This is a genomic window from Enterobacter sp. RHBSTW-00175 (genome assembly GCF_013927005.1).
GTDB lineage: Bacteria > Pseudomonadota > Gammaproteobacteria > Enterobacterales > Enterobacteriaceae > Enterobacter.
The window spans coordinates 571,771-594,128 of record NZ_CP055930.1 but is presented as its reverse complement, the minus strand read 5'-3'; the positions used below and the strand labels follow the sequence as shown (position 1 = coordinate 594,128).

The 22,358-nt window shown below is 54.5% G+C and carries 21 protein-coding genes; 12 read left to right on the top strand and 9 right to left on the bottom strand.

The window, feature by feature from the left end; genetic code table 11:
* Positions 1-118 precede the first annotated feature (118 nt).
* Together purN and purM are read right to left on the bottom strand one after the other, a co-directional pair.
* The gene (gene purN, locus HV107_RS02785) at positions 119-760 is read right to left on the bottom strand and encodes a phosphoribosylglycinamide formyltransferase (protein ID WP_182061992.1); all 642 of its coding nucleotides are present in this window, start codon (positions 758-760) and stop codon (positions 119-121) included.
* Positions 757-1,794, bottom strand: coding sequence for a phosphoribosylformylglycinamidine cyclo-ligase (gene purM, locus HV107_RS02780; protein ID WP_182061991.1), 1,038 nt, complete (start codon positions 1,792-1,794; stop codon positions 757-759). The genes purN and purM overlap by 4 nt, the downstream gene beginning before the upstream one ends.
* A 259-nt stretch (positions 1,795-2,053) precedes the next feature.
* On the opposite strand from purM, the gene bglK reads away from it, so the two are divergent.
* The 5 genes from bglK (at position 2,054) to HV107_RS02755 (ending at position 7,414) form a co-directional block, all read left to right on the top strand.
* Positions 2,054-2,947, top strand: coding sequence for a beta-glucoside kinase BglK (gene bglK, locus HV107_RS02775; protein ID WP_182061990.1), 894 nt, complete (start codon positions 2,054-2,056; stop codon positions 2,945-2,947).
* 10 nt (positions 2,948-2,957) lie between these two features.
* Entirely contained in the window at positions 2,958-4,388 is a 1,431-nt protein-coding gene (locus HV107_RS02770) for a 6-phospho-beta-glucosidase (RefSeq protein ID WP_182061989.1), read from the top strand.
* A 224-nt stretch (positions 4,389-4,612) separates the two neighbouring features.
* Entirely contained in the window at positions 4,613-5,239 is a 627-nt protein-coding gene (gene upp / locus HV107_RS02765; protein ID WP_014071296.1) for a uracil phosphoribosyltransferase, read from the top strand.
* A gap of 87 nt (positions 5,240-5,326) precedes the next feature.
* Positions 5,327-6,616, top strand: coding sequence for a uracil permease (uraA, locus tag HV107_RS02760; RefSeq protein WP_182061988.1), 1,290 nt, complete (start codon positions 5,327-5,329; stop codon positions 6,614-6,616).
* Between the two features lie 96 nt (positions 6,617-6,712).
* Entirely contained in the window at positions 6,713-7,414 is a 702-nt protein-coding gene (locus tag HV107_RS02755; RefSeq protein WP_217187534.1) for a DnaA inactivator Hda, read from the top strand.
* Positions 7,415-7,509: 95 nt separating this feature from the next.
* On the opposite strand, the gene HV107_RS02750 is transcribed toward HV107_RS02755, so the two are convergent.
* The 3 genes from HV107_RS02750 to celB are packed head-to-tail and all read right to left on the bottom strand — an operon-like array spanning position 7,510 to position 11,213.
* Positions 7,510-8,934, bottom strand: coding sequence for a M17 family metallopeptidase (locus tag HV107_RS02750; RefSeq protein WP_182061987.1), 1,425 nt, complete (start codon positions 8,932-8,934; stop codon positions 7,510-7,512).
* A 2-nt stretch (positions 8,935-8,936) separates the two neighbouring features.
* Positions 8,937-9,890, bottom strand: a complete 954-nt coding sequence (locus HV107_RS02745; RefSeq protein ID WP_182061986.1) for a N(4)-(beta-N-acetylglucosaminyl)-L-asparaginase — start codon at positions 9,888-9,890, stop codon at positions 8,937-8,939.
* 3 nt (positions 9,891-9,893) lie between these two features.
* On the bottom strand, positions 9,894-11,213 hold the full coding sequence (gene celB, locus HV107_RS02740; protein WP_182061985.1) for a PTS cellobiose transporter subunit IIC: 1,320 nt from the start codon (positions 11,211-11,213) through the stop codon (positions 9,894-9,896).
* A gap of 159 nt (positions 11,214-11,372) precedes the next feature.
* Here celB and HV107_RS02735 point away from each other — a divergent pair, with 159 nt between their 5' ends.
* Entirely contained in the window at positions 11,373-12,197 is an 825-nt protein-coding gene (locus tag HV107_RS02735) for an XRE family transcriptional regulator (RefSeq protein WP_182061984.1), read from the top strand.
* Here HV107_RS02735 and arsC read toward each other — a convergent pair.
* The gene (arsC, locus tag HV107_RS02730; RefSeq protein WP_182061983.1) at positions 12,194-12,550 is read right to left on the bottom strand and encodes an arsenate reductase (glutaredoxin); all 357 of its coding nucleotides are present in this window, start codon (positions 12,548-12,550) and stop codon (positions 12,194-12,196) included. The two genes, HV107_RS02735 and arsC, sit on opposite strands and share 4 nt — an antisense overlap.
* An 18-nt stretch (positions 12,551-12,568) precedes the next feature.
* Entirely contained in the window at positions 12,569-14,032 is a 1,464-nt protein-coding gene (gene bepA / locus HV107_RS02725; protein WP_182061982.1) for a beta-barrel assembly-enhancing protease, read from the bottom strand.
* 221 nt (positions 14,033-14,253) lie between these two features.
* Here bepA and HV107_RS02720 point away from each other — a divergent pair, with 221 nt between their 5' ends.
* On the top strand, positions 14,254-15,318 hold the full coding sequence (locus tag HV107_RS02720; RefSeq protein WP_182061981.1) for an AI-2E family transporter: 1,065 nt from the start codon (positions 14,254-14,256) through the stop codon (positions 15,316-15,318).
* Positions 15,319-15,403: 85 nt separating this feature from the next.
* On the opposite strand, the gene bcp is transcribed toward HV107_RS02720, so the two are convergent.
* Both bcp and HV107_RS02710 read right to left on the bottom strand, forming a co-directional pair.
* The gene (gene bcp, locus HV107_RS02715) at positions 15,404-15,874 is read right to left on the bottom strand and encodes a thioredoxin-dependent thiol peroxidase (RefSeq protein ID WP_182061980.1); all 471 of its coding nucleotides are present in this window, start codon (positions 15,872-15,874) and stop codon (positions 15,404-15,406) included.
* Positions 15,874-16,443, bottom strand: coding sequence for a glycine cleavage system transcriptional repressor (locus HV107_RS02710; RefSeq protein ID WP_182061979.1), 570 nt, complete (start codon positions 16,441-16,443; stop codon positions 15,874-15,876). Before HV107_RS02710 ends, bcp begins: the two co-directional genes overlap by 1 nt.
* 145 nt (positions 16,444-16,588) lie before the next feature.
* On the opposite strand from HV107_RS02710, the gene dapA reads away from it, so the two are divergent.
* From dapA to HV107_RS02685, 5 genes are all read left to right on the top strand, one after another.
* Positions 16,589-17,467 (top strand): 4-hydroxy-tetrahydrodipicolinate synthase, encoded by an 879-nt coding sequence (gene dapA / locus HV107_RS02705; RefSeq protein WP_182061978.1) that lies wholly within the window; start codon positions 16,589-16,591, stop codon positions 17,465-17,467.
* A gap of 16 nt (positions 17,468-17,483) precedes the next feature.
* Positions 17,484-18,518, top strand: coding sequence for an outer membrane protein assembly factor BamC (gene bamC / locus HV107_RS02700; RefSeq protein WP_182061977.1), 1,035 nt, complete (start codon positions 17,484-17,486; stop codon positions 18,516-18,518).
* A 109-nt stretch (positions 18,519-18,627) separates the two neighbouring features.
* Positions 18,628-19,341: a phosphoribosylaminoimidazolesuccinocarboxamide synthase gene (gene purC, locus HV107_RS02695; RefSeq protein WP_014071282.1), complete on the top strand. Its 714-nt coding sequence runs from the start codon at positions 18,628-18,630 to the stop codon at positions 19,339-19,341.
* Positions 19,342-19,461: 120 nt separating this feature from the next.
* Positions 19,462-20,328: a neutral zinc metallopeptidase gene (locus HV107_RS02690; protein ID WP_182061976.1), complete on the top strand. Its 867-nt coding sequence runs from the start codon at positions 19,462-19,464 to the stop codon at positions 20,326-20,328.
* A gap of 3 nt (positions 20,329-20,331) precedes the next feature.
* A complete protein-coding gene (locus HV107_RS02685; RefSeq protein WP_182061975.1) occupies positions 20,332-22,332 on the top strand; it encodes a tRNA(Met) cytidine acetyltransferase TmcA in 2,001 nt (666 codons plus the stop codon).
* Positions 22,333-22,358 lie beyond the last annotated feature (26 nt).

Below are 22,358 nucleotides of genomic sequence, written 5' to 3'. Positions count from 1 at the left end.
CTGAAATGAGCGGGAAGAATAGCGTGATATTACCTTCAAAAAACAAAGGGTACTGGCAGTCAGAGAAAAATCAGAAAATATTTAGTGATCAAAAAATGCTACAAAAACGCTCAAAAAACTACTCGTCAGCCGCATAACCTTGTGCAGGAAGCTGAACGCCGTCCAGCCAGGCCGTGCCGTCGCGCATCTCCAGACGCCCGTCAACAAACCAGCTCACCACCAGCGGGTAAATAGCGTGTTCCTGCGCCTGCACGCGCTCAGTGACATCTTCTTCGGTGTCGCCGTCAAATACCGGAACCTTCGCCTGTAAAATAACAGGCCCGCCGTCGAGTTCGTCGGTGACGAAGTGTACGGATGTCCCATGCTCTTCATCGCCATTTTCCAGCACCTGGCGATGAGTATGCAGGCCTGGGTATTTAGGCAGAAGAGAAGGGTGGATATTGAGCAGACGCCCGGAATAGTGGGAAACAAACGCCGGGCTGAGAATACGCATATAACCTGCCAGCACCACAACATCCGGCGCATAAGCGTCTATTTCTTGCACCAGTTCGCGGTCAAAGGCTTCACGCCCTGAGAACTGGCTGGCTTCCAGCGCGTGCGCCGGGATATTTGCATCGCGGGCACGCTCAAGGCCGAATGCATCGGCCTTGTTGCTGAAAACTGCACGTATGGTGCCATTTATCTTCTTCTGTTTGCAGGCGTCAATGACCGCCTGCAAATTGCTTCCGTTACCGGAAATGAGCACCACGATGTTTTTCATTCAATGACCACACGCTGTTCGGAATCAGATGCTTTGATGATACCGATTTTCCACGCGTTTTCACCTTTCTCATTCAGAAGCGTAATGGCCTTATCAGCTTCGCTTGCAGGCAGTGCGATGACCATGCCCACGCCGCAGTTGAAGGTACGATACATTTCATGAGAGCTGACGTTACCTGCGGTTTGCAGCCAGTTAAATACGGACGGCCACTGCCAGGAGGATTCGTCGATCACGGCCTGGGTATTATCCGGCAGTACGCGCGGAATGTTTTCCCAGAAGCCGCCACCGGTCAGGTGGGCAATCGCGTGAACGTCGACGTTCTCGATAAGCTCCAGCACGTTTTTCACGTAGATGCGGGTAGGTGCCAGCAGGTGATCGGCCAGAGGTTTGCCATCCAGCTCAGTGGTCAGTGGGTCAGAACCGCTGACTTCAAGGATTTTTCGCACCAGAGAATAACCGTTGGAATGCGGGCCGCTGGAAGCCAGCGCAACCAGCACATCGCCGTCAGCCACTTTACTGCCGTCGATAATTTCTGATTTTTCTACCACGCCGACGCAGAAACCGGCGACGTCATAATCTTCACCGTGATACATACCCGGCATTTCAGCCGTTTCGCCACCAACCAGGGAACAGCCGGATTGCAGGCAGCCTTCGGCAATGCCGTTAATCACGCTGGCTGCGGTATCCACATCCAGTTTGCCGGTTGCGTAGTAGTCAAGGAAGAACAGCGGCTCTGCGCCCTGAACCACCAGGTCGTTTACACACATCGCCACCAGATCGATACCGATCGTGTCATGACGTTTAAGATCCATCGCCAGGCGCAGTTTCGTACCCACACCGTCAGTACCCGAGACCAGAACAGGTTCACGATATTTTTGCGGCAGCGCGCACAGTGCGCCGAATCCACCCAGACCACCCATCACTTCCGGGCGGCGGGTTTTTTTCACCACACCTTTGATTCGGTCAACCAGCGCATTACCTGCGTCAATATCAACACCGGCATCTTTGTAGCTGAGAGAAGTTTTGTTGGTCACGGCTTAAATCCCCACGCGATTGCATAGCTAGTAAGAAAAATCGGCGCAATTCTAACAGTCCAGGCAAACGTTTGCGAGCCTATTCTGCAACAGAAATGTGCACAGGGATTTTTTTAGCGCTGTGGTGATTGTTCACGCTCAAACTTGACTCTGTTCACGAAAATGAAACCGGTTTCGGGAAGTTGCTTGCAAGCGGTTTGTTGAATGAACATCATGAAACTGAAACCGGTTTCAGTTTCATTCAGGAGGGATGAACGTCATGAACATTGCCGCATTCGACATTGGTGGCACCGCATTAAGAATGGGCATCGTAACCACGCAGGGCGAGCTGTTGCACAGGGATAAAGCCGCTATTAAGAACAGCGACGGTGATGCCATTCTTTCAGAAATGCTGCAATGGGTGGCGTTACACCCGGACCTTGAGGGTATTGCCATCAGCGCGCCGGGCTACGTCAATCCCCATACCGGTTATATCGAAATGGGCGGGGCGATTCGCCGCTTCGATAACTTTGCGATGCAGGAGTGGCTGAGCGCGCAAACGGGTTTACCGGTCACCGTTGAAAATGACGCTAACTGTGTGCTTCTGGCCGAACGCTGGCAGGGGAAAGCGGCCGGTACTGATAATTTTCTGGTGCTGACCATCGGCACCGGGATAGGCGGCGCGATTTTCTGCAACGGCAAGCTGGTTCACGGCGCGCGTTTTCGTGCCGGGGAATTCGGCTACATGCTTACCGAGCGCGCAGACTCCAGAAAAGTCGCCCGTCACTCCATGAATGAAAACTGCACCCTGCGTACGCTTCGCAAGCGCTATGCCGACTATCACGGCCAGGGGCTTGATGATGTCACGGGGGAGACCATTTTTGATGGTTACGATGCGGGCGATGTGGTTTGCCGTCGTCTGGTCGATGACTTTCTTAACGGCATTGCGACAGGGCTTTACAACCTGGCAAATGTCTTCGATCCACAAACCATTTTTATCGGCGGCGGTATCGCAGAACGCCCAGGGTTCATGGATTTACTTCGCACGCATCTTACGTGGTTTGGCATCGCAGATATTGCCGATGTCGTGAGCCACGGCAACAGCGCCGGCCTGATTGGCGCGGTTTACCATTTCAGACAGCAGTATCCGTCAGCAATCAGCAACATCGAATGAGGGAAAGAGTATGTCAGGATTCAAAGAAGGTTTTCTGTGGGGCGGTGCGGTTGCAGCGCATCAGCTGGAAGGCGGCTGGAAAGAGGGCGGCAAAGGCGTCAGCGTCGCCGACGTGATGACCGCAGGGGCGCACGGCGTACCGCGTGAAATCACCAACGGCGTGTTGCAGGGAAAAAATTACCCGAACCATGAAGCCATCGACTTCTACCATCGTTATAAAGAAGACATCCGACTCTTTGCCGAAATGGGGTTCAAATGTTTCCGAACCTCTATCGCCTGGACGCGTATTTTCCCGAAAGGGGATGAACTGGAGCCTAACGAGGCTGGCCTAAAATTCTACGACGACCTGTTCGACGAGTGCCTGAAGTACGGCATCGAACCGGTCATCACACTCTCGCACTTCGAGATGCCTTTCCATCTGGTCACCGAATACGGCGGCTGGCGTAACCGCAAGCTGATCGATTTCTTTGTGCGTTTCTCAAAAGTGGTCTTCCAGCGCTACCAGCATAAAGTGAAGTACTGGATGACCTTTAACGAGATCAACAACCAGGCAAACTTCCACGAAGACTTCGCACCGTTTACCAACTCCGGGCTGAAGTACGAGCCGGGCGAAGACCGCGAGCCGGTAATGTTCCAGGCGGCGCACTACGAGCTGGTGGCCAGCGCGCTGGCAGTAAAAGCCGGGCGCGAAATTAATCCGTCTTTGCAGATTGGCTGCATGATTGCCATGTGCCCAATTTATCCGCTGACCTGTGCGCCAGACGACATGATGATGGCGATGAATGCAATGCACCGTCGCTACTGGTTTACCGACGTTCACGTACGCGGCAAGTACCCGCAGCACCTGCTCAACTACTTTGAGCGTCGTGGCTTCGCGCTGGATATTACCGCCGAAGATAAAGCCGCGCTGAAACAAGGCTGCGTGGATTACATCGGTTTCAGCTATTACATGTCATTCGCCACCAAAGCCACGGCAGATAACCCACAGCTGGATTACGACGAGAGCAAGAGCCTGGTGTCCAATCCATATGTGCAAAAATCTGACTGGGGCTGGCAGATTGACCCGGTTGGCCTGCGTTATTCCCTGAACTGGTTCTGGGATCACTACCAGCTGCCGCTGTTTATCGTGGAGAACGGTTTCGGCGCAATCGACGTGCAGGAGAGTGACGGTACGGTGAACGATCAGTACCGCATTGATTATCTCGCGGCGCACATCAGCGAGATGAAAAAGGCGGTGGTGGAAGATGGCGTTGATCTGATGGGTTACACCCCGTGGGGCTGTATCGACCTCGTTTCCGCCGGTACCGGCGAGATGAAAAAACGCTACGGTTTTATCTTTGTCGATAAAGACAATGAAGGCAACGGTACGCTGAACCGCAGTAAGAAGAAGTCGTTCGAGTGGTATCAGCAGGTTATTGCCAGTAACGGGGATAACCTTTAGTTGCCGGGTGGCGCTTACGCTTACCCAGCCTACACTTTGCGTAGGCTCGTGTAGCGTAGCGCCACCGGACAGAACCCCGTACCAAAGCCGGAGCTTGCCTCCGGTTTTTTTATCTCTAAATCATTTTGATTGATCGTAGTCAAGCAAGAGGGTGTGGCGCAATCCGAAAAAAGCGGTATAATCCCGCGATTTTTTTGCGGTTGCCACCTCAGAGGAGAAAGAGAATGAAGATTGTGGAAGTGAAACACCCACTCGTTAAACACAAGCTGGGCCTGATGCGTGAGCATGACATCAGCACGAAGCGTTTTCGCGAACTGGCATCGGAAGTGGGTAGCCTGCTGACTTACGAAGCAACCTCTGACCTGGCAACTGAAAAAGTGACCATCGAAGGCTGGAACGGTCCGGTTCAGGTCGAGCAGATTAAAGGTAAGAAAATTACTGTTGTGCCAATCCTGCGTGCAGGCCTGGGCATGATGGAAGGTGTGCTGGAGCACGTACCGAGCGCGCGTATCAGCGTGGTGGGTATCTACCGTAATGAAGAGACGCTGGAGCCGGTTCCGTATTTCCAGAAGCTGGTGTCTAACATCGACGAGCGTATGGCGCTGGTTGTTGACCCAATGCTTGCGACAGGCGGTTCTATGATCGCTACCATCGACCTGCTGAAAAAAGCGGGCTGTAGCAGCATTAAGGTTCTGGTTCTGGTTGCGGCACCTGAAGGTATCGCCGCGCTGGAAAAAGCGCACCCGGATGTTGAGCTGTACACCGCATCTATCGACCAGGGGCTGAACGAGCACGGGTACATTATCCCGGGGCTTGGCGATGCCGGCGATAAGATTTTTGGTACTAAATAATCGAATAACAAATGAAAAGCCGACTTTGATAGTCGGCTTTTTTTTGAATAAAACGTCCCACAACAAACAACACTTGAGGAAAACACTATGACGCGCCGTGCTATCGGGGTGAGTGAAAGACTGCCGCTTTTACAGACAATCCCGCTTAGTTTGCAGCACCTGTTCGCCATGTTTGGCGCAACCGTGCTGGTGCCAATCCTGTTTCACATTAACCCGGCTACCGTGCTGCTGTTTAACGGTGTCGGTACGCTGCTTTACCTCTTTATCTGTAAAGGTAAAATCCCGGCGTATCTGGGGTCGAGCTTTGCCTTTATTTCGCCCGTGTTGCTACTGCTGCCGTTAGGTTATGAAGTGGCGCTGGGTGGTTTTATCATGTGTGGCGTGCTGTTCTGTCTGGTTTCCTTCATTGTGAAAAAAGCGGGTACGGGCTGGCTGGATGTGATGTTCCCTCCTGCGGCGATGGGCGCAATCGTTGCCGTCATCGGTCTTGAACTGGCGGGTGTTGCGGCAAATATGGCGGGTCTGCTGCCTGCTGACGGTCAGTCACCGGATTCCAAAACCATCATTATCTCGATGGTAACACTGGGTGTGACGGTCTTCGGCTCTGTGTTGTTCCGTGGGTTTATGGCCATTATCCCTATCCTTATCGGCGTGCTGGCGGGCTATGCGCTCTCCTTCGTGATGGGGGTTGTGGATACGGCACCTATCGCTCAGGCGCACTGGTTCGCGCTGCCAACCTTCTACACGCCGCGTTTCGAATGGTTTGCCATTTTCACCATTCTGCCTGCGGCACTGGTAGTTATCGCGGAACACGTGGGTCACCTGGTGGTGACGGCCAACATCGTTAAGCGTGACCTGATCCGCGACCCGGGTCTGCACCGTTCGATGTTTGCTAACGGCCTCTCTACGATTATCTCCGGTTTCTTCGGCTCTACGCCTAACACCACTTACGGTGAGAATATCGGCGTAATGGCGATCACCCGCGTATACAGTACCTGGGTTATCGGTGGTGCGGCGATTATCGCTATCCTGCTCTCCTGTGTGGGTAAACTGGCTGCGGCCATTCAGATTATCCCGGTCCCGGTCATGGGCGGTGTCTCTCTGCTGTTGTACGGGGTGATCGGTGCATCCGGTATTCGCGTACTGATTGAGTCCAAAGTGGATTACAGCAAAGCGCAAAACCTGATCCTGACCTCCGTTATCCTGATCATCGGCGTGAGCGGTGCGAAGGTACACATTGGTGCGGCAGAGTTGAAAGGCATGGCGCTGGCGACCATCGTTGGTGTGGCGCTGAGCCTTATCTTCAAATTGATCTCTGTGATCCGCCCGGAAGAAGAGATACTGGACGCTGACGAAAGCGGAAAAGCGTCACACTGATCGTTTAACCGGGCGAAGGATCGCCCGGTTCTCTCCTTGCAGGTTCCGTGTTAAACTTCATGCCGATTATATGTAGGATCTCTGGTTGAGGTATTTCTGAACGGACCGGCACAGCTCTCTCTGCCACTTTATCTACCTGACGACGAAACTTTCGCGAGTTTCTGGCCGGGTGATAACCCCTCTTTACTGGCCGCACTGCAAAACGTGTTGCGCCAGGAACACAGCGGATACATCTATATCTGGTCACGCGAAGGCGCGGGGCGCAGCCATCTTTTGCACGCTGCCTGCGCGGAGCTGTCTGCGCGTGGTGATGCAGTAGGCTATGTGCCGCTGGATAAGCGTACCTGGTTCGTACCTGAAGTGCTGGAGGGAATGGAACACCTCTCTTTGGTCTGCATCGACAATATCGAATGCGTTGCGGGAGATGAGCCGTGGGAAATGGCGATGTTTAATCTCTACAACCGGATCCTGGAATCGGGCAAAACCCGGCTGCTGATCACCGGCGATCGCCCCCCGCGTCAGCTCAATCTGGGGCTACCGGATCTGGCTTCACGCCTGGACTGGGGGCAAATCTACAAATTGCAGCCGCTGTCTGATGAAGACAAACTTCAGGCGCTGCAATTGCGGGCAAGACTGCGTGGATTTGAACTCCCGGAAGACGTAGGGCGCTTCCTGCTCAAGCGCCTGGATCGCGAAATGCGCACGCTGTTTGATACGCTCGACCAGCTCGATCGCGCCTCCATTACTGCCCAGCGCAAGCTGACCATTCCGTTTGTGAAAGATATTCTCAAGCTTTGAGTTTGCTCGCCCGGTGGCGCTGCGCTTACCGGGCCTACGAAAACCCGCCACGATCTGTAGGCCGGGTAAGGCGCAGCCGCCACCCGGCAACACATTCAGGCATCATCCCCCATCAGGTGCTCCATCAGCAGCGGAATCGGTCTGCCCGACGCCACGCTGCGTCCATTCTCACGCCACAAGGCCGTACCGCTAATATCCAGATGTGCCCACGGGATTGTCGGTGGGCAGAAGTGATGCAGCAGCCAGGCTGCCGACGCGCTAATCGCCGCGTTGTTGGTGGGCGTGTTGCACAGATCGGCGATAGCGCTGTCGGTCTGTTTTTTCAGCCGCGCATCCAGAGGCAGTGACCACACTTCGTCGCCGCTCTGTTGGCCTGCCCGGGTAAGCGCATGGCGTAATGGCTCATCCTGGGTCATCAGTCCGCTTAGCTCATACCCCAGTGCTTTCACCACTGCACCGGTTAACGTCGCCATATCAATAATATAGCGCGCCTGCGGATGGCGCTTGCTGGTCCAGGCGATAGCGTCTGCCAGCACCAGCCGCCCTTCAGCATCGGTATTGTTGATTTCAACCGTGGTCCCGTTGCAGGCCGTCGCCACTGTGCCTGGCTGCATGGCATCCGGGCCAATCGCATTCTCTGCCAGGGCCAGCACACCCATGATCCGAACGGGCAGACACTGCTCTGCAACGCTGAGCATCAAACCCAGCACGTTTGCCGCGCCGCACATGTCATATTTCATGGTGTACATGCCCGCGCCTTCTTTCAGCCACAGACCGCCGGTATCAAACGTAATGCCTTTGCCCACGTAGCAGCGCACCGGGCCATCAGGTACACCGTTATAGTGGATGGCCAGCAGGCGCGGTGGGCAGGTGGCACCTTTGCCAACGGCGTGCAGCAGCCCCAGACTTTGCGCTACGATCTGCCGTTCATCAAGCACCTCGCAGTGCAGGGCAGGGAATGCGGCACACAGTTTTTGCGCCTCTTCGACCACAAACTGTGGGGTACAACGATCGGAAGGCAGATCGGCAAGGCGTCTTGCTGCGACCATGCCATGTGCAATGGTCTGCTGCTGGTGGAAGAACGTTTCCAGGCGTGCCTGCTGTTCCGGCCGACAGAGGGCGGTAATGTGGCAAAGCCGGACGGCGGTTTCGTCGGTTTTCTTCAGCTGTAAATCGCTCAGGGAATGGGCCTGATTAAAGAGAAACCGCAGCACCTGTGCCAGGACCGTATCGTGGATGTTCGTCACATCAAGGATGACCTCATGGCTGACGTGGGCGGCGAACAGGGGGCGCAGTGCGGCAAGTAAGCCCCCGGTCAGCGTGTCGTGCCACAAAGGCTCTGGCAGCAGGGTTATCCGGGAAAACGGGGCGCAGCCAAAACGGGTATCGGCAACGGTTTTGTGTTCACGCATTTCAGCGATAAGCGCGGTGTCCGGCAGCTGTGAGCCGGATGTACAGGCAATCAGGTGACTCTGCGGCTTAGCCTGTGAAAGGGTGGTTATGAGTTGCCAGGTAATCATCATTATTCCTCAATCGGGGCGCGAATACGTGCGGCATAAGCCTGCATCCAGTCATCATCGACGGCCTGATAATGGGTTTTCTCCCGCAACCGCTCAGTGCGAAACACCGTGAGCGGCTGACGGGCGGTGGCCACCACGAACGAAAAGGTTTTGATGTTAGTCGCCGCGCCGAATTCGCCTTTGTTATTCATACAGACAACGGAGAGATCCCCCACGCGGCCAAAGCGGGACATCAGCTTATCTTCCAGCTCAAAAACCACCGAGTCAGCCGCCTGTTGCGGTGACATTCCCTGCGCCATCCGGCGCACAATTTCGTAGCTGGTGCAGCCTTTCATCAGATCTTCACCCACGCCGGTGGCGGTGGCTGCGCCGGTTTCACTGTCACAGTAAAAGCCGGAGCCAATGATGGGCGAATCACCAATGCGGCCACGCTTTTTCATAAACAGGCCGCTGGTAGAGGTCGCCACGCTCATCGAGCCCTGTTTATCCAGGCCGATAATGCCGACGGTATCATGACCATCGTACGGGCTTAAGCCTTTATCCAGCGTTTCGCGGCATCGCTTACGGTAGTGCTGCATGGCGCGGTCGGTCAGCATGGTTTTGTCGGCAAAGCCCTGGCTCAGCGCCCACTCGCGCGCGCCCTGGCCAACCAGCAGGCTGTTATAGCGCTGGCGGCTTAATGCGTGGGCAACACGCACCGGGTTGGCAATATCCACCAGATTACCCACGGCGCCAAAGGCCAGCGAATCGCCGTCCATGTAAGCGGCGTCGAGTTCGACTTCGCCATTCTCCGTGGGTAGCCCGCCATAGCCGACGGATTTATACAACGGGAAGTCCTCTACGGTGGCGACAGCATCCACAACTGCTGTTGCCACCGGTTTCCCCGCAGCCAGTGCAGACGCAGACTCCGTTACCCCTTCAAGCGCCATTCGCCAGGTCGCGATAATTCCCCACATGCTTTACTCCTGTTTAGCCAGCGTGGTTTCGGTTTGCGTAAGGGTGGCAATTTCCGCCGCGCGGTACTGTTTATCCACGATACGCATGAAAGGCAGGTACAGCATCGCGCCGATCAGCAAATTGATAAGCTGCATGACGCTACCGCTGAGGTGTCCGGTGACGATGAAACCGCTGATGACGGGGGGCAGAGTCCAGGGAATAAAGACCCCGGTGGTGACAGCAACTGCACCGATTTTCATCGCCGCATACTGCACGGTGACCAGCACCAACGGGACAAGATTGAAGGGGATAAGCATGATGGGGTTCATGATAACTGGCAGGCCAAACAGGATCGGTTCGTTAATGTTGAACACCGATGCTCCTGCGCCAAGCCGGGCCACTTCGCGCATATTTTTACTGCGGGCGAAAATCAGCATGGCTATCACCAGCGACAGGGTTGCACCTGCGCCACCCATCCAGATCATGTCAAAAAACTGTTCAGTGATAATGTGCGGCGGGGTTGTACCCGCCTGGATAGCGGCGATGTTATCGGTCTGGTTCTCCATCCACAGCGGGCGGATAATGCCGTTGATCATCGAGCCGGAGTTAATGCCCACTGACCACAGAATGGTAATACTGAACACCGTCATCAGCGCGCCAAAATAGGACGTGCCATAGTGGCGCACCGGCGTGGCGACGACCTCGTAAATAAACTGGTGAATGGTGTGGTAGTGGGTGTTTTCGAAGACAATGCGGATAACCAGCACCAGAATCATGACCAGCAGCGCCGGGATCAGCGCCGCAAACGACTCCTGCACCGCAGGCGGTACGCCATCCGGCATTTTGATGACCAGATTTTTGCGCTTCAGCCAGCAGAACAGCTCTGTCCAAAGCAGAGAGCCAATCATCGCCACAAACAGCCCCTTACTGCCTATCCATTCTACCGGCATCACGGTAATACCCCCGTTTTCGGCCACCTTGATAAACGGGGTCAGGATCAAGAATGCCACCAGCGCAAGAATGCCGCAGGAGATGCGGTCTTCACCGTAATGTTCGGCCAGGCGGAAGGCGACCAGGAAGCTAATGAACAACGACATGGTCGAGAACACCGCATTGAACGGGATTTCGATAATTGAGCTCCAGCTCTCGCCAAAGGCTTGCGCCATAAAGTGCTGATAGGTTTGATTCGGGAACGACGAGATCACCAGCAGTATCGAGCCAACGATGATAAATGGCATGAATGAAACGTAGGCACCGCGAATGGCTCCAAGATGACGCTGTTGCGCCGTTTTCGCTGCCAGCGGCATCAGTTTTGCTTCAAGAAATCCCAGAACATTGTTCATTGTGAACTCCGTACAAGATTGAGTGGTGTTGTTTATGTTATGTCTGTGGATTATCAGTGAAGCGGGGTGGCTGAAAGGTGAAATTGGTCACATTGTATTCGCTTAGGTACTATAAATCTCATAAGATTGGTTATAAGAAAATTAACTGGAACACTCGCGATGGAAATCAAACTGCACGCCAACGCTACAACCACGCCGCGTATTCGTCGCTATCTTCATCAGTCTGATAAGAGTGACAGGGAGCTGGCTGTAGAGCTTGGTATCTCTGTGACAACCGTCAGACGCTGGCGCAATCGCGAACAGGTTTCAGATAATCACACCACGCCAAAAATGATACACAAAGCGATGAGACAAGAGCAGGTTTCACTGGTGAATCACCTTCGCGATACCACTGGCGCGCCGCTGGATGAATTACTCCTGCTGGTCAATGAAGGGTTGGGCATTGCCGTTTCACGCGCCACGCTGAACCGCTACCTGAAACCTGCGTCTGCAAAAACCAGAAACGCACCAGTGCAGGGTAAAAAGGCGTTAAAGGCAGGTGTTGTGCCCCGCCAGCTTGCGTTGCACCATCAGCCGTTATCACTGCATATGGATGATGGCGGAGAGCAACATCTGCTGTGGGCGCGTGAGCCTGTAAGCGGATGGCTGTATGCCCGTCTTTATGCCGGGGTTTCACCCCAGCTGCTGACGAACTGGACGCAGGCGCTGCTGGATGCCTGTCCGGCTGATATACAATCTCTTGAGACTTTTGGTTTTGACGTCGCTCTGCCAGGGCGCGATATCGCGGTGAAGGTCCATGCTGCTAAACACAATGCCGTCCAGGTGGCTGTTCCATTAGGGGAGATTATTCCGCGTGTGAATGTTGAACCTGCCGGGCAGCTTCTGATCCAGATGTGTGATTTCTACAACCAGGGAAAAACGCAGAAAAAGCTGGGGAATTGTACGCCGCAGGCCTTTCTCGAAGCACTGCGGCGTAAGGATTAGAGGATTTCGAGCACGTCTTCCGGCGGGCGACCAATACGCGCCTGGCCGTTAGCCACGACTATCGGGCGCTCAATCAGCTTTGGATTTTCAACCATCGCCTGAACCAACTGATCTTCAGTAAGATGTGAATCATCCAGATTGAGCGACTTATACAGGTCTTCTTTCTGGCGCATCAGTTCTCTTGCGCTGCCCATTCCCAGCATGTGCAGCAGCTGGCGGATAGTCTGTGCATCCGGCGGTGTCTCCAGATACAACACCACGTCCGGGTCCAGGCCATTAGCCTTCAGCAGGCTGAGGGTGTCGCGGCTCTTGGAGCAGCGAGGGTTGTGGTAGATTTTTACCGCGTCTGTCATGACCTGATCTCTCCTTTATTACATCTTTTCATACGGCTTGAAGCGCTGCTGCAAACCGCGCAGCTGATCGATTCGGGCATCGTAGCGAGCCTGTTGCAGGCTGCCGAGCTTAACCTGCGAGCTAGCATTGCTTAACAGCGAAATAGCCTGATCGAGACGGCCGACCAGTGCAAAACCTTCAGCACGCGCAGCCAGCTCCTGATCGCGGTTGCCCAGCTGTGCTTCCGCTTGTGCCAGTAAATCCCAGCCGTTCTGGTCGTCTTTATTATTAAAGGTGTAGCGGTTAAGAATGTTTGCTGCTTCGTTTGGCTGGCCACCCTGTAAGTAAGCATTCGCCAGGTTTAATTGCAGTACCGGGTTGGTACGCACATCTTTTGCGCCCTTCAGGCGATTAATGGCATCGGTGGCTTTCTTCTGCCCCAGGTCGATATCGGTGGCAAGGTCGAGATACCACGCATTATTCGGGTCTGCCGACAGAAGAGGTTGCAGTGCTTTGCGCGCCTCATCATATTTGTCGGCTTCCATCGCCTGCAACGCCTGGCCATACTGCGCCGCGTTTTTCTCGCGGACGTTGCCTTTGGCCAGCGCATCCAGCAGATCGCTGGTAAGCATATTACGCCCGGATTTGTACATCCCCAGCGTTCTGATTTTCGCCATGTAGAAATCCTGCGACGACTGCACTACCACCGGACGCATCTGGTTGGCACGGTTACGCGCATCTGACAGGCGGCTTTCCGGCAGGGGGTGAGTCAGTAAGATTTCAGGTGGGCGTGTTGAATAGCGTGCCTGATCGAGCAGTTTTTCCAGGAAGGTTGGCATGGCCTGGGGATCGAAGCCTGCACGTTGCAACACCTGAATACCGATTCGGTCCGCTTCTTGTTCATTCTGCTGAGTAAAACTGATCATGCCCTGGCGCGTGCCGGCCAGCGTACCGGTTAACGCTGCCATCCCGGCCTGCGGGCTGGCCATTGCCAGCAAAATAGAGCCCAGTGCGCCAACCCAGGTGAGTGGGGCATTACGTTTCTGGTCTTCCATCGCGCGCGCCAGGTGGCGCTGCGTTACGTGGGAGATTTCGTGCGCCATTACTGAAGCGAGCTGGCTTTCGTTATCGGAGTAGCGGAATAACGCCGAATGCAGCACCACGTTGCCGCCGAAGAAGGCGAAGGCGTTGATTTCGTCGTTATTAATTAAATAGAAGTGGAACGGGGTTTTCACCGAGTTGGCGTGCGCGACAAGGCGCATCCCCAGGCCGTTGATGTATTGCACCAGCAGCGGGTCATTAATGAGCGGAGCACTGCCACGCAACTGGCGAACGTAGTAATCACCCATTTGCATCTCCTGTCCAATGGAGAGCGTGCTTCCTGCTGAGGTGCCCATATCCGGCAAAGTATCGGCAGAGTCAGCAAAAGCAGGCATGACCTGACCGACTGTCAGTGCGGCGATAAGTGTCGCAACCAGTGTTTTTCTCAACTGCCTGAACATAACCACTGTCCTGTATTTTGGGTGTGCTAATTTGACCGACGAACCCGTACTTCGTTCATCACCACTGCCCTGCGAGTGTAGCCGTGTTGCAGCGTGAAGAAAATCCCATTCATCAGGCTTTTGCGGATCGTTACCGTGATACAAAAAGCGAAAGTCTTTTTTGTGACAGTTAGATACAATTCACATTCTCACTCCCGCCATTCGATTCAGGGAAGGGTTGTATGCTCGAAATGTTAATGCAGTGGTACCGGCGTCGTTTTAGCGACCCGGAAGCCATTGCTTTGCTCGTCATTCTGGTTGCCGGATTCGGTATTCTGTTCTTCTTTAGCGGCCTGCTGGCTCCGCTGCTGGTGGCCATCGTTCTGGCGTATTTGCTGGAGTGGCCAACGGTGCGCCTGGAAAATATCGGCTGCTCACGTCGCTGGGCGACCAGCATCGTGCTGGTGCTGTTTGTCGGTATTCTGTTGCTGATGTCTTTTGTGGTGATGCCGGTTGCCTGGCAGCAGGGCATTAACCTTATCCGTGATATGCCCGGCATGTTGAATAAACTCTCCGATTTTGCCGCCACGCTACCGCGTCGTTATCCCGCGTTGATGGACGCCGGGATTATCGATGCGATGGCCGAAAATATGCGCGCCCGGATAATGACGATGGGGGATTCCGTAGTGAAATATTCCCTGGCGTCTCTGGTCGGGCTGCTGACGCTGGCGGTGTATCTGGTGCTGGTTCCGTTAATGGTTTTCTTCCTGGTCAAAGATAAAGAGCAGATGCTGAATGCGGTGCGGCGCATTCTTCCGCGCAATCGCGGTCTGGCCGGGCAGGTCTGGGAAGAGATGAATCAGCAAATCACCAACTACATTCGCGGCAAAGTGCTGGAGATGATTGTGGTGGGTGTGGCGACCTGGATTGGCTTCCTGATCTTCGGCCTTAACTACTCGCTGCTGTTGGCGGTGCTGGTAGGGTTTTCGGTGCTCATCCCGTATATCGGCGCTTTTGTGGTGACGATCCCGGTGGTGGGCGTTGCGCTGTTCCAGTTTGGTCTGGGCACGGAGTTCTGGAGCTGTTTCGCGGTGTACCTGATCATTCAGGGGCTGGATGGTAATCTGCTGGTGCCGGTGCTGTTCTCTGAGGCCGTGAACCTGCATCCGCTGGTGATTATCTTATCGGTGGTGATTTTTGGCGGGCTGTGGGGATTCTGGGGCGTGTTTTTTGCCATTCCGCTGGCGACGCTGATTAAGGCGGTGGTTCACGCATGGCCGGATGTGCCGGCGGTGGAAGAGAAGTAGGTTTTGTCGGGTGGCGGCTTCGCCTTACCCGACCTACACATGGAATGTAGGCCGAGTAAGCGCAGCGCCACCCGGCACAAAAGTCTCAGGCGTTCTCTTTCAGCCAGTTCAACACCACGTCGTGGTGATTGCTGGTTTTGAAGTCATCAAATACATGCTCAACTTTACCGTCAGCGTCGATCAGGAAGCTGATGCGATGAATACCGTCGTAGGTTTTCCCCATAAAGGTTTTCTCGCCCCAGACACCAAACTGCTCGCACACCTGGTGCTCTTCGTCGGAAAGCAGCGTGAAGTTCAGCAGCTCCTTCTCAGCAAAACGTGACAGTTTTTCTGGTTTATCGGTGCTGATCCCCAGCACTTCCACACCGACTTTTTTCAACTCGTCCATGTTGTCACGCAAACCGCAGGCCTGTACGGTACAGCCCGGCGTCATGGCTTTCGGGTAGAAATAGACCAGAACACGCTGTCCCTGGAAGTCGGTTAAATTTACTTGCTCGCCGTCTTGATCCGGCAGGCTAAATTTCGGTGCGATGTCACCGGCTTTCAGTGGATTCATTAATCAACTCCATCTTGTTCATGCTGCGAATAATTGACGACGCTTATACTGCCTTGCGCGTGTAATTCTGTACAGAGGGCTTTAAACGCTTGCTCAATATTTGACGCATCCTGCGAGGCAGGGCTGTGCGCCGTAATCTGAATAAACAGCATTGGAAGGGCGCTGTCATCGCCGGTCTGGGTACGGGAAACCAGCTCAGCAATGTTCATCTGATGGCTGTCAAAAAGCGCGGTAAAGCGTTCAATAAGATGTGGTGAGTCAGGTACTTCAACCTGCACCCACACGGTCGCAGGCATAGCAGGACGCGGGCGTGCCGTGGTGCGTTTCATCACGATCAATAAATCCAGCTCCGCGCCTTTTAGGGGCAGGGTCGATTCAATTAACGTGATGGCGTTCCATGTCCCTGAAAGCAACATAATAAATGTGAACTCTTCGCCCAGCATCGCCAGGCGGCTGTCTTCGATATTACAGCCGCAGCTGCTTACGTGGCGGGTGATGGTGTTCACGATACCCGGCCTGTCAGCACCCAGCGCAGTGATAACCAGGTAATGTTGTGATGAGGTTGTCAAACCCGTTCTTCCTTTGCTTGGTTAAGTCTTCCTAAGGAAAGCATAAAAAAAACATGCATACAACCGCCTGAGAGCCTCAGGTCGCTTGCTTTTATTACAGTTCCAAACGTAACATTGAGGCTCTTGTTCGCACAGAGGATGGCCCATGTTCACGGGAAGTATTGTCGCGCTTGTTACACCGATGGATGAAAAAGGTAATGTCTGCCGGTCAAGCATGAAGAAGCTCATTGATTACCATGTCGCCAATGGAACCTCGGCGATCGTTTCGGTAGGGACTACCGGTGAATCTGCAACGCTGAGCCATGAAGAGCACGGCGATGTGGTTATGCTGACCTTGGAGCTGGCCGATGGACGTATTCCGGTCATCGCAGGAACGGGCGCTAATGCAACCGCAGAAGCTATCAGCCTGACCAAACGTTTTAACGACAGCGGCATTGTTGGCTGTCTGACGGTAACGCCATATTACAACCGTCCTACTCAGGAAGGTTTGTTCCAGCATTTCAAAGCCATCGCTGAACATACTGACTTGCCACAAATTCTGTATAATGTGCCGTCCCGTACCGGGTGCGATATGCTGCCGGAAACAGTTGGCCGCCTCTCGAAAGTAAAAAATATTATCGGGATTAAAGAAGCGACCGGGAACTTAAGTCGCGTTCACCAGATCAAAGAGCTGGTTTCAGATGACTTTATCCTGCTGAGCGGTGATGATGCGACCGCGCTGGACTTTATGCAGCTGGGTGGTCATGGCGTGATTTCCGTAACCTCTAACGTTGCGGCACGTGATATGGCTGAAATGTGCAAACTGGCTGCGGCCGGTCATTTCGATGAAGCTCGCGTGATTAACCAGCGTCTGATGCCGTTGCACAATAAATTATTTGTCGAACCCAATCCGATCCCAGTGAAATGGGCTTGTAAGGAATTGGGACTTGTAGCAACCGACACGTTGCGTCTGCCAATGACACCGATTACCGACCACGGTCGTGAAATCGTTGCAGCAGCGCTGAAACATGCCGGTTTGCTGTAAAGTTTAGGGAGATTTGATGGCTTATTCAGTACAGAAGTCGCGCCTGGCGAAGGTTGCGAGTGTTTCGCTTGTTATGCTGCTCGCTGCCTGTAGCTCAGATTCACGCTACAAGCGCCAGGTGAGCGGTGATGAATCCTATCTGGAAGCGACACCGCTTGCTGAACTTCACGCACCCGCGGGAATGATCCTGCCGATTCAGAACGGCGATTATAATATCCCCGTGACCAACGGTAGTGGTCAGGTTGGTAAAGCGCTTGATATTCGTCCGCCAGCTCAGCCTCTGGCTCTGGTGAATGGGGCGCGTACCCAGTTTACTGGTGATACGGCCTCTCTGATGGTTGAAAACAGTCGTAACAATACGTTGTGGCCGCAGGTTGTTAGCGTGATCCAGTCGAAGAACTACACGATTGCGAAACGCGATGACGCCAGCCAGACGTTAACCACTGACTGGGTTGACTGGAACCGCCTGGATGAAGATCAGCAGTACCGTGGTCGTTATCAAGTCTCCGTTAAACCTCAGGGTTACCAGCAGGCTGTTACCGTTAAACTGCTGAACCTGGAGCAGGCTGGTAAGCCGGTTGCCGATCCTTCCTCAATGCAGCGTTACAGCACTGAAATGCTGAACGTCATCGCTTCAGGGCTGGACAAAAATGCGACTGACGCTGCAAACGCTGCGCAGAGCCGCAACGGTGCAACCTTCGACGTTCAAAGCGCCGCAGATGATACCGGTCTGCCAATGCTGGTGGTGCGTGCACCGTTTAACCAGACCTGGCAGCGCCTGCCAGCAACACTTGAAAAAGTGGGCATGAAAGTGACCGACAGCACCCGTTCAACGGGTAGCATGACGGCAACCTACAAGCCGCTGTCTGATAGCGCATGGCAGGAACTGGGTGCACACGATCCAGATCTGGCCTCGGGTGACTACAAAATTCAGGTAGGCGACCTCGATAACCGCAGTAGCTTGCAGTTTATTGATCCGAAAGGTCACACGCTGACCCAGTCGCAGAATGATGCGCTGGTCGCGGTCTTCCAGGCTGCATTCAGCAAATAAAAAAGAGGGCTGGTTAATCCAGCCCTTTTTATTTTAGTGCCACGCAAACGTGTGCGTGGCATAATATCCCCAGTTTTGAACACAAATCATCACACCAGGAGTAATGAAGATGCAGAAGCAAGCTGAGTTGTATCGTGGCAAAGCGAAAACCGTATACAGCACGGAAAACCCGGATCTGTTGGTGCTCGAATTCCGCAATGATACGTCAGCAGGGGATGGCGCGCGCATTGAGCAGTTCGACCGTAAAGGCATGGTAAACAACAAGTTCAACCATTTCATTATGACCAAACTGGCCGAAGCGGGCATTCCGACTCAGATGGAAGCGTTACTGTCCGACACGGAATGTCTGGTGAAAAAACTGGATATGGTTCCGGTTGAGTGTGTTGTACGTAACCGTGCCGCGGGCTCCCTGGTGAAGCGTCTTGGCATTGAAGAAGGTATCGAGTTGAACCCGCCGTTGTTTGACCTGTTCCTGAAAAACGATGCAATGCACGACCCGATGGTTAACGACTCTTACTGCGAAACCTTCGGCTGGGTGAACAAAGAGAACCTGGCTCGCATGAAAGAGCTGACCTACAAAGCCAACGACGTGCTGAAAAAACTGTTTGATGATGCCGGTCTGATCCTGGTCGACTTCAAACTGGAATTCGGTCTGTTCAAAGGTGAAGTGGTGCTCGGCGATGAGTTCTCTCCAGACGGCAGCCGTCTGTGGGACAAAGAAACGCTGGATAAAATGGACAAAGACCGTTTCCGTCAGAGCCTGGGTGGCCTGATTGAAGCCTATGAAGCGGTTGCTCATCGCTTAGGCGTTAAGCTCGACTAAGTCCAGCCTCTGCCAAAGGATGTACGCATCCTTTGGCGTCTTACCTTTGTTTCCTATGGTAATCTTGCCGTTAACCGCCTACGATCATATCTATTGTTAATGGAATAGTTCGAGGTAGTTATGCGCTGGCAAGGGCGTCGTGAAAGTGACAATGTAGAAGACAGGCGCAGCAGCGGCGGCGGCCCTATGATGGGCGGCCCCGGTTTCCGTTTACCGGGCGGGAAGGGCGGCATTATTTTGCTGGTCATCGTGCTGATCGCGGGCTACTACGGCGTCGATCTAACCGGTTTAATGACCGGAGAACCGTTACAACAGCAGCAACAAACTCAGCGCTCCATCAGCCCGAATGAAGATGAAGCCGCTAAATTCACCTCTGTTATTCTGGCGACTACGGAAGATACCTGGGGCCAGCTTTTCGACAAGATGGGGCGAACCTATCAACAGCCAAAACTGGTGATGTACCGCGGTGCGACCCGCACCGGATGTGGCACCGGCCAGTCAGTGATGGGGCCTTTCTACTGCCCGGCTGATAGCACCGTCTATATTGACCTCTCTTTCTACGATGACATGAAACGCAAACTGGGCGCGGATGGCGATTTTGCCCAGGGCTATGTCATTGCTCACGAAGTGGGGCATCACGTGCAAAAATTGCTGGGAATTGAACCGAAAGTACGCCAGCTGCAACAAAATGCCTCTCAGGCAGAAGTGAACCGTCTCTCCGTCCGTATGGAACTGCAGGCAGACTGCTTTGCGGGCGTCTGGGGCCACAGTATGCAGCAGCAAGGTGTGCTGGAAACCGGTGATTTGGAAGAGGCATTAAACGCCGCGCAGGCTATTGGTGACGATCGTCTCCAGCAGCAAAGCCAGGGCCGCGTCGTGCCGGACAGCTTCACGCACGGAACATCCGAACAACGCTACACCTGGTTTAAACGCGGTTTCGCCAGCGGCGATCCAGCGCAATGTAACACCTTCGGCAAAGCACTGTAAGACATGCCTTTTGAACGTCTGACTGGCCAGTTACAGCGCAGAGGGCATCGTCATCTGGTGGTATTGAGCGGTGATAGACGCTGGGCGAAGGAGCAGGCGCTGGCCTTACGCGAACAGCTGCGGGGAGACTGGCTGTGGGTGGGGGAGCACGCTCCCGTTGAGCCACACAGCGCACCCAAGGCGTTAAGCGGGCTGTTGGGGCGTGAGTTCCTTCATGCCATCTTTGATGCCCGCAGTGGCTTTGACGTTTCGGCCTTTGCCGCAGTGAGTGGCACCTTACGTGCCGGCAGCCTGCTGGTATTGCTTCTTCCTCCGCTTTCCACCTGGGCTAATCAACCTGACACCGATTCCCTGCGCTGGAGCGACAGCGCAGAGCCTATTACCACTCCGCATTTTGTTCACCATTTTTGCCGTGTTATCGCGGCCGACCCGGATGTGGTGTTATGGCAGCAGCACTCGCCATTGCATCTCAGGCCACTTCCCCCGTCGCACGACTGGCAGCCCGCTAAAGGAGAGCCGCAGCGTGAACAGGCTGCGATCCTTGCGCAGCTTCTGGCTATGCAACAGGGTGTTGCTGCCGTAACGGCAGCGCGCGGGCGCGGGAAATCCGCCCTTGCGGGGATGCTTCTGAATAGCATTGATGGCAGCGCCGTTGTAACCGCACCAGCCAAAGGGGCAACGGATGTCATTGCCCGTTTTGCCGGCGAAAATTATCGCTTTATGGCCCCGGATGCACTGCTGGCGTCCAGCGTTCAGGCTGACTGGCTGATCGTTGATGAAGCAGCGGCCATCCCGGGTCCACTCCTTGAAAAGCTGGTGAGACGTTTCCCCCGTGTATTGCTCACCACCACCGTTCAGGGCTACGAAGGGACGGGCAGGGGCTTTTTACTGAAATTCTGCGCCCGGTTTAGCGGGTTGCAGCGCTTTACGTTATCCGCCCCGGTCCGCTGGGAGGCAGGCTGCCCACTGGAGCGAGTCGTCGCGAAAGCGTTGCTGTTTGATGATGCGCTTATTGATTGTATTCCCCAGGGCGAGATACGCATCAGGGCGTTAGAGCCTCAGGCGTGGGAAAGCCACCCGGAATTAACCGCCAGTGTGTATGAGCTATTATGCGCGGCACATTACCGCACCTCTCCGCTTGATTTACGCCGCATGATGGACGCGCCAGGCCAGCATTTTTCAGTGGCAGAAACCGATGATGCCATCGCCGGGGCGCTGTGGCTGGTGGAAGAGGGCGGGTTAACGGCTGGGCTGAGCCAGGCCGTCTGGGCGGGATATCGTCGCCCACGCGGTAACCTTGTCGCCCAGTCTCTTGCCGCACATGGGGGCTCTCCTCTGGCCGCCACGCTCACGGGCAGAAGAGTCACCCGTATTGCCGTCCATCCGGCTCGCCAGCGCGAAGGTACAGGACATGCGCTCATTCACAGCGCAAAACAGTACGCGCAACAGGATTACCTGTCGGTGAGTTTTGGTTATACCGATGAGCTTTGGCATTTCTGGCGGCAGTGCGGTTTTGTACTGGTACGAATGGGCAGCCATCGCGAGGCCAGCAGCGGCTGTTATACGGCGATGGCATTACTGCCGCTAAGTGATGCGGGGCATCAGCTTTGCGCGCAGGCGCACCAGCAGCTTTGCCGGGATGCGCGCGTGTTGTCGGCCTGGAATGCAGAAAAGATCCCAGTGGAAGATAGCTGGGAAGCTACCCTTAATAATGACGACTGGCTTGAGCTGGCAGGGTTCGCCTTTGCACATCGACCATTTTCCACATCAGTGGCCGCGTTAACGCGTCTGTTGCTGACGGTGGAGGCTCCGCTCCCGGCACTGCGCGGCAAAATCGAAGGGTATAAGGATGACACAACGCTCAGCGCTGAACTGGCGCTCAGCGGGCGAAAAGCGCTGCTGGTCATGCTTCGTGCTGAAACGGCGCAGATGCTGGAATATCTGGACTCCGACCGCTGTCAGCGGCTGAAGCGCGACATTTTGCAATGGCAATTTTTTCAATGACTTCTTCAGTAAAGTGGCATGGTCAT

Bases quoted from the DNA above. Each gene is read 5' to 3' on its own strand.
- purN (WP_182061992.1), bottom strand. From the start codon at position 760: ATGAAAAACATCGTGGTGCTCATTTCCGGTAACGGAAGCAATTTGCAG.
- bglK (WP_182061990.1), top strand. From the start codon at position 2,054: ATGAACATTGCCGCATTCGACATTGGTGGCACCGCATTAAGAATGGGC.
- HV107_RS02770 (WP_182061989.1), top strand. From the start codon at position 2,958: ATGTCAGGATTCAAAGAAGGTTTTCTGTGGGGCGGTGCGGTTGCAGCG.
- upp (WP_014071296.1), top strand. From the start codon at position 4,613: ATGAAGATTGTGGAAGTGAAACACCCACTCGTTAAACACAAGCTGGGC.
- uraA (WP_182061988.1), top strand. From the start codon at position 5,327: ATGACGCGCCGTGCTATCGGGGTGAGTGAAAGACTGCCGCTTTTACAG.
- HV107_RS02750 (WP_182061987.1), bottom strand. From the start codon at position 8,934: ATGATTACCTGGCAACTCATAACCACCCTTTCACAGGCTAAGCCGCAG.
- HV107_RS02745 (WP_182061986.1), bottom strand. From the start codon at position 9,890: ATGTGGGGAATTATCGCGACCTGGCGAATGGCGCTTGAAGGGGTAACG.
- celB (WP_182061985.1), bottom strand. From the start codon at position 11,213: ATGAACAATGTTCTGGGATTTCTTGAAGCAAAACTGATGCCGCTGGCA.
- HV107_RS02735 (WP_182061984.1), top strand. From the start codon at position 11,373: ATGGAAATCAAACTGCACGCCAACGCTACAACCACGCCGCGTATTCGT.
- arsC (WP_182061983.1), bottom strand. From the start codon at position 12,550: ATGACAGACGCGGTAAAAATCTACCACAACCCTCGCTGCTCCAAGAGC.
- bepA (WP_182061982.1), bottom strand. From the start codon at position 14,032: ATGTTCAGGCAGTTGAGAAAAACACTGGTTGCGACACTTATCGCCGCA.
- HV107_RS02720 (WP_182061981.1), top strand. From the start codon at position 14,254: ATGCTCGAAATGTTAATGCAGTGGTACCGGCGTCGTTTTAGCGACCCG.
- bcp (WP_182061980.1), bottom strand. From the start codon at position 15,874: ATGAATCCACTGAAAGCCGGTGACATCGCACCGAAATTTAGCCTGCCG.
- dapA (WP_182061978.1), top strand. From the start codon at position 16,589: ATGTTCACGGGAAGTATTGTCGCGCTTGTTACACCGATGGATGAAAAA.
- bamC (WP_182061977.1), top strand. From the start codon at position 17,484: ATGGCTTATTCAGTACAGAAGTCGCGCCTGGCGAAGGTTGCGAGTGTT.
- purC (WP_014071282.1), top strand. From the start codon at position 18,628: ATGCAGAAGCAAGCTGAGTTGTATCGTGGCAAAGCGAAAACCGTATAC.
- HV107_RS02690 (WP_182061976.1), top strand. From the start codon at position 19,462: ATGCGCTGGCAAGGGCGTCGTGAAAGTGACAATGTAGAAGACAGGCGC.
- HV107_RS02685 (WP_182061975.1), top strand. From the start codon at position 20,332: ATGCCTTTTGAACGTCTGACTGGCCAGTTACAGCGCAGAGGGCATCGT.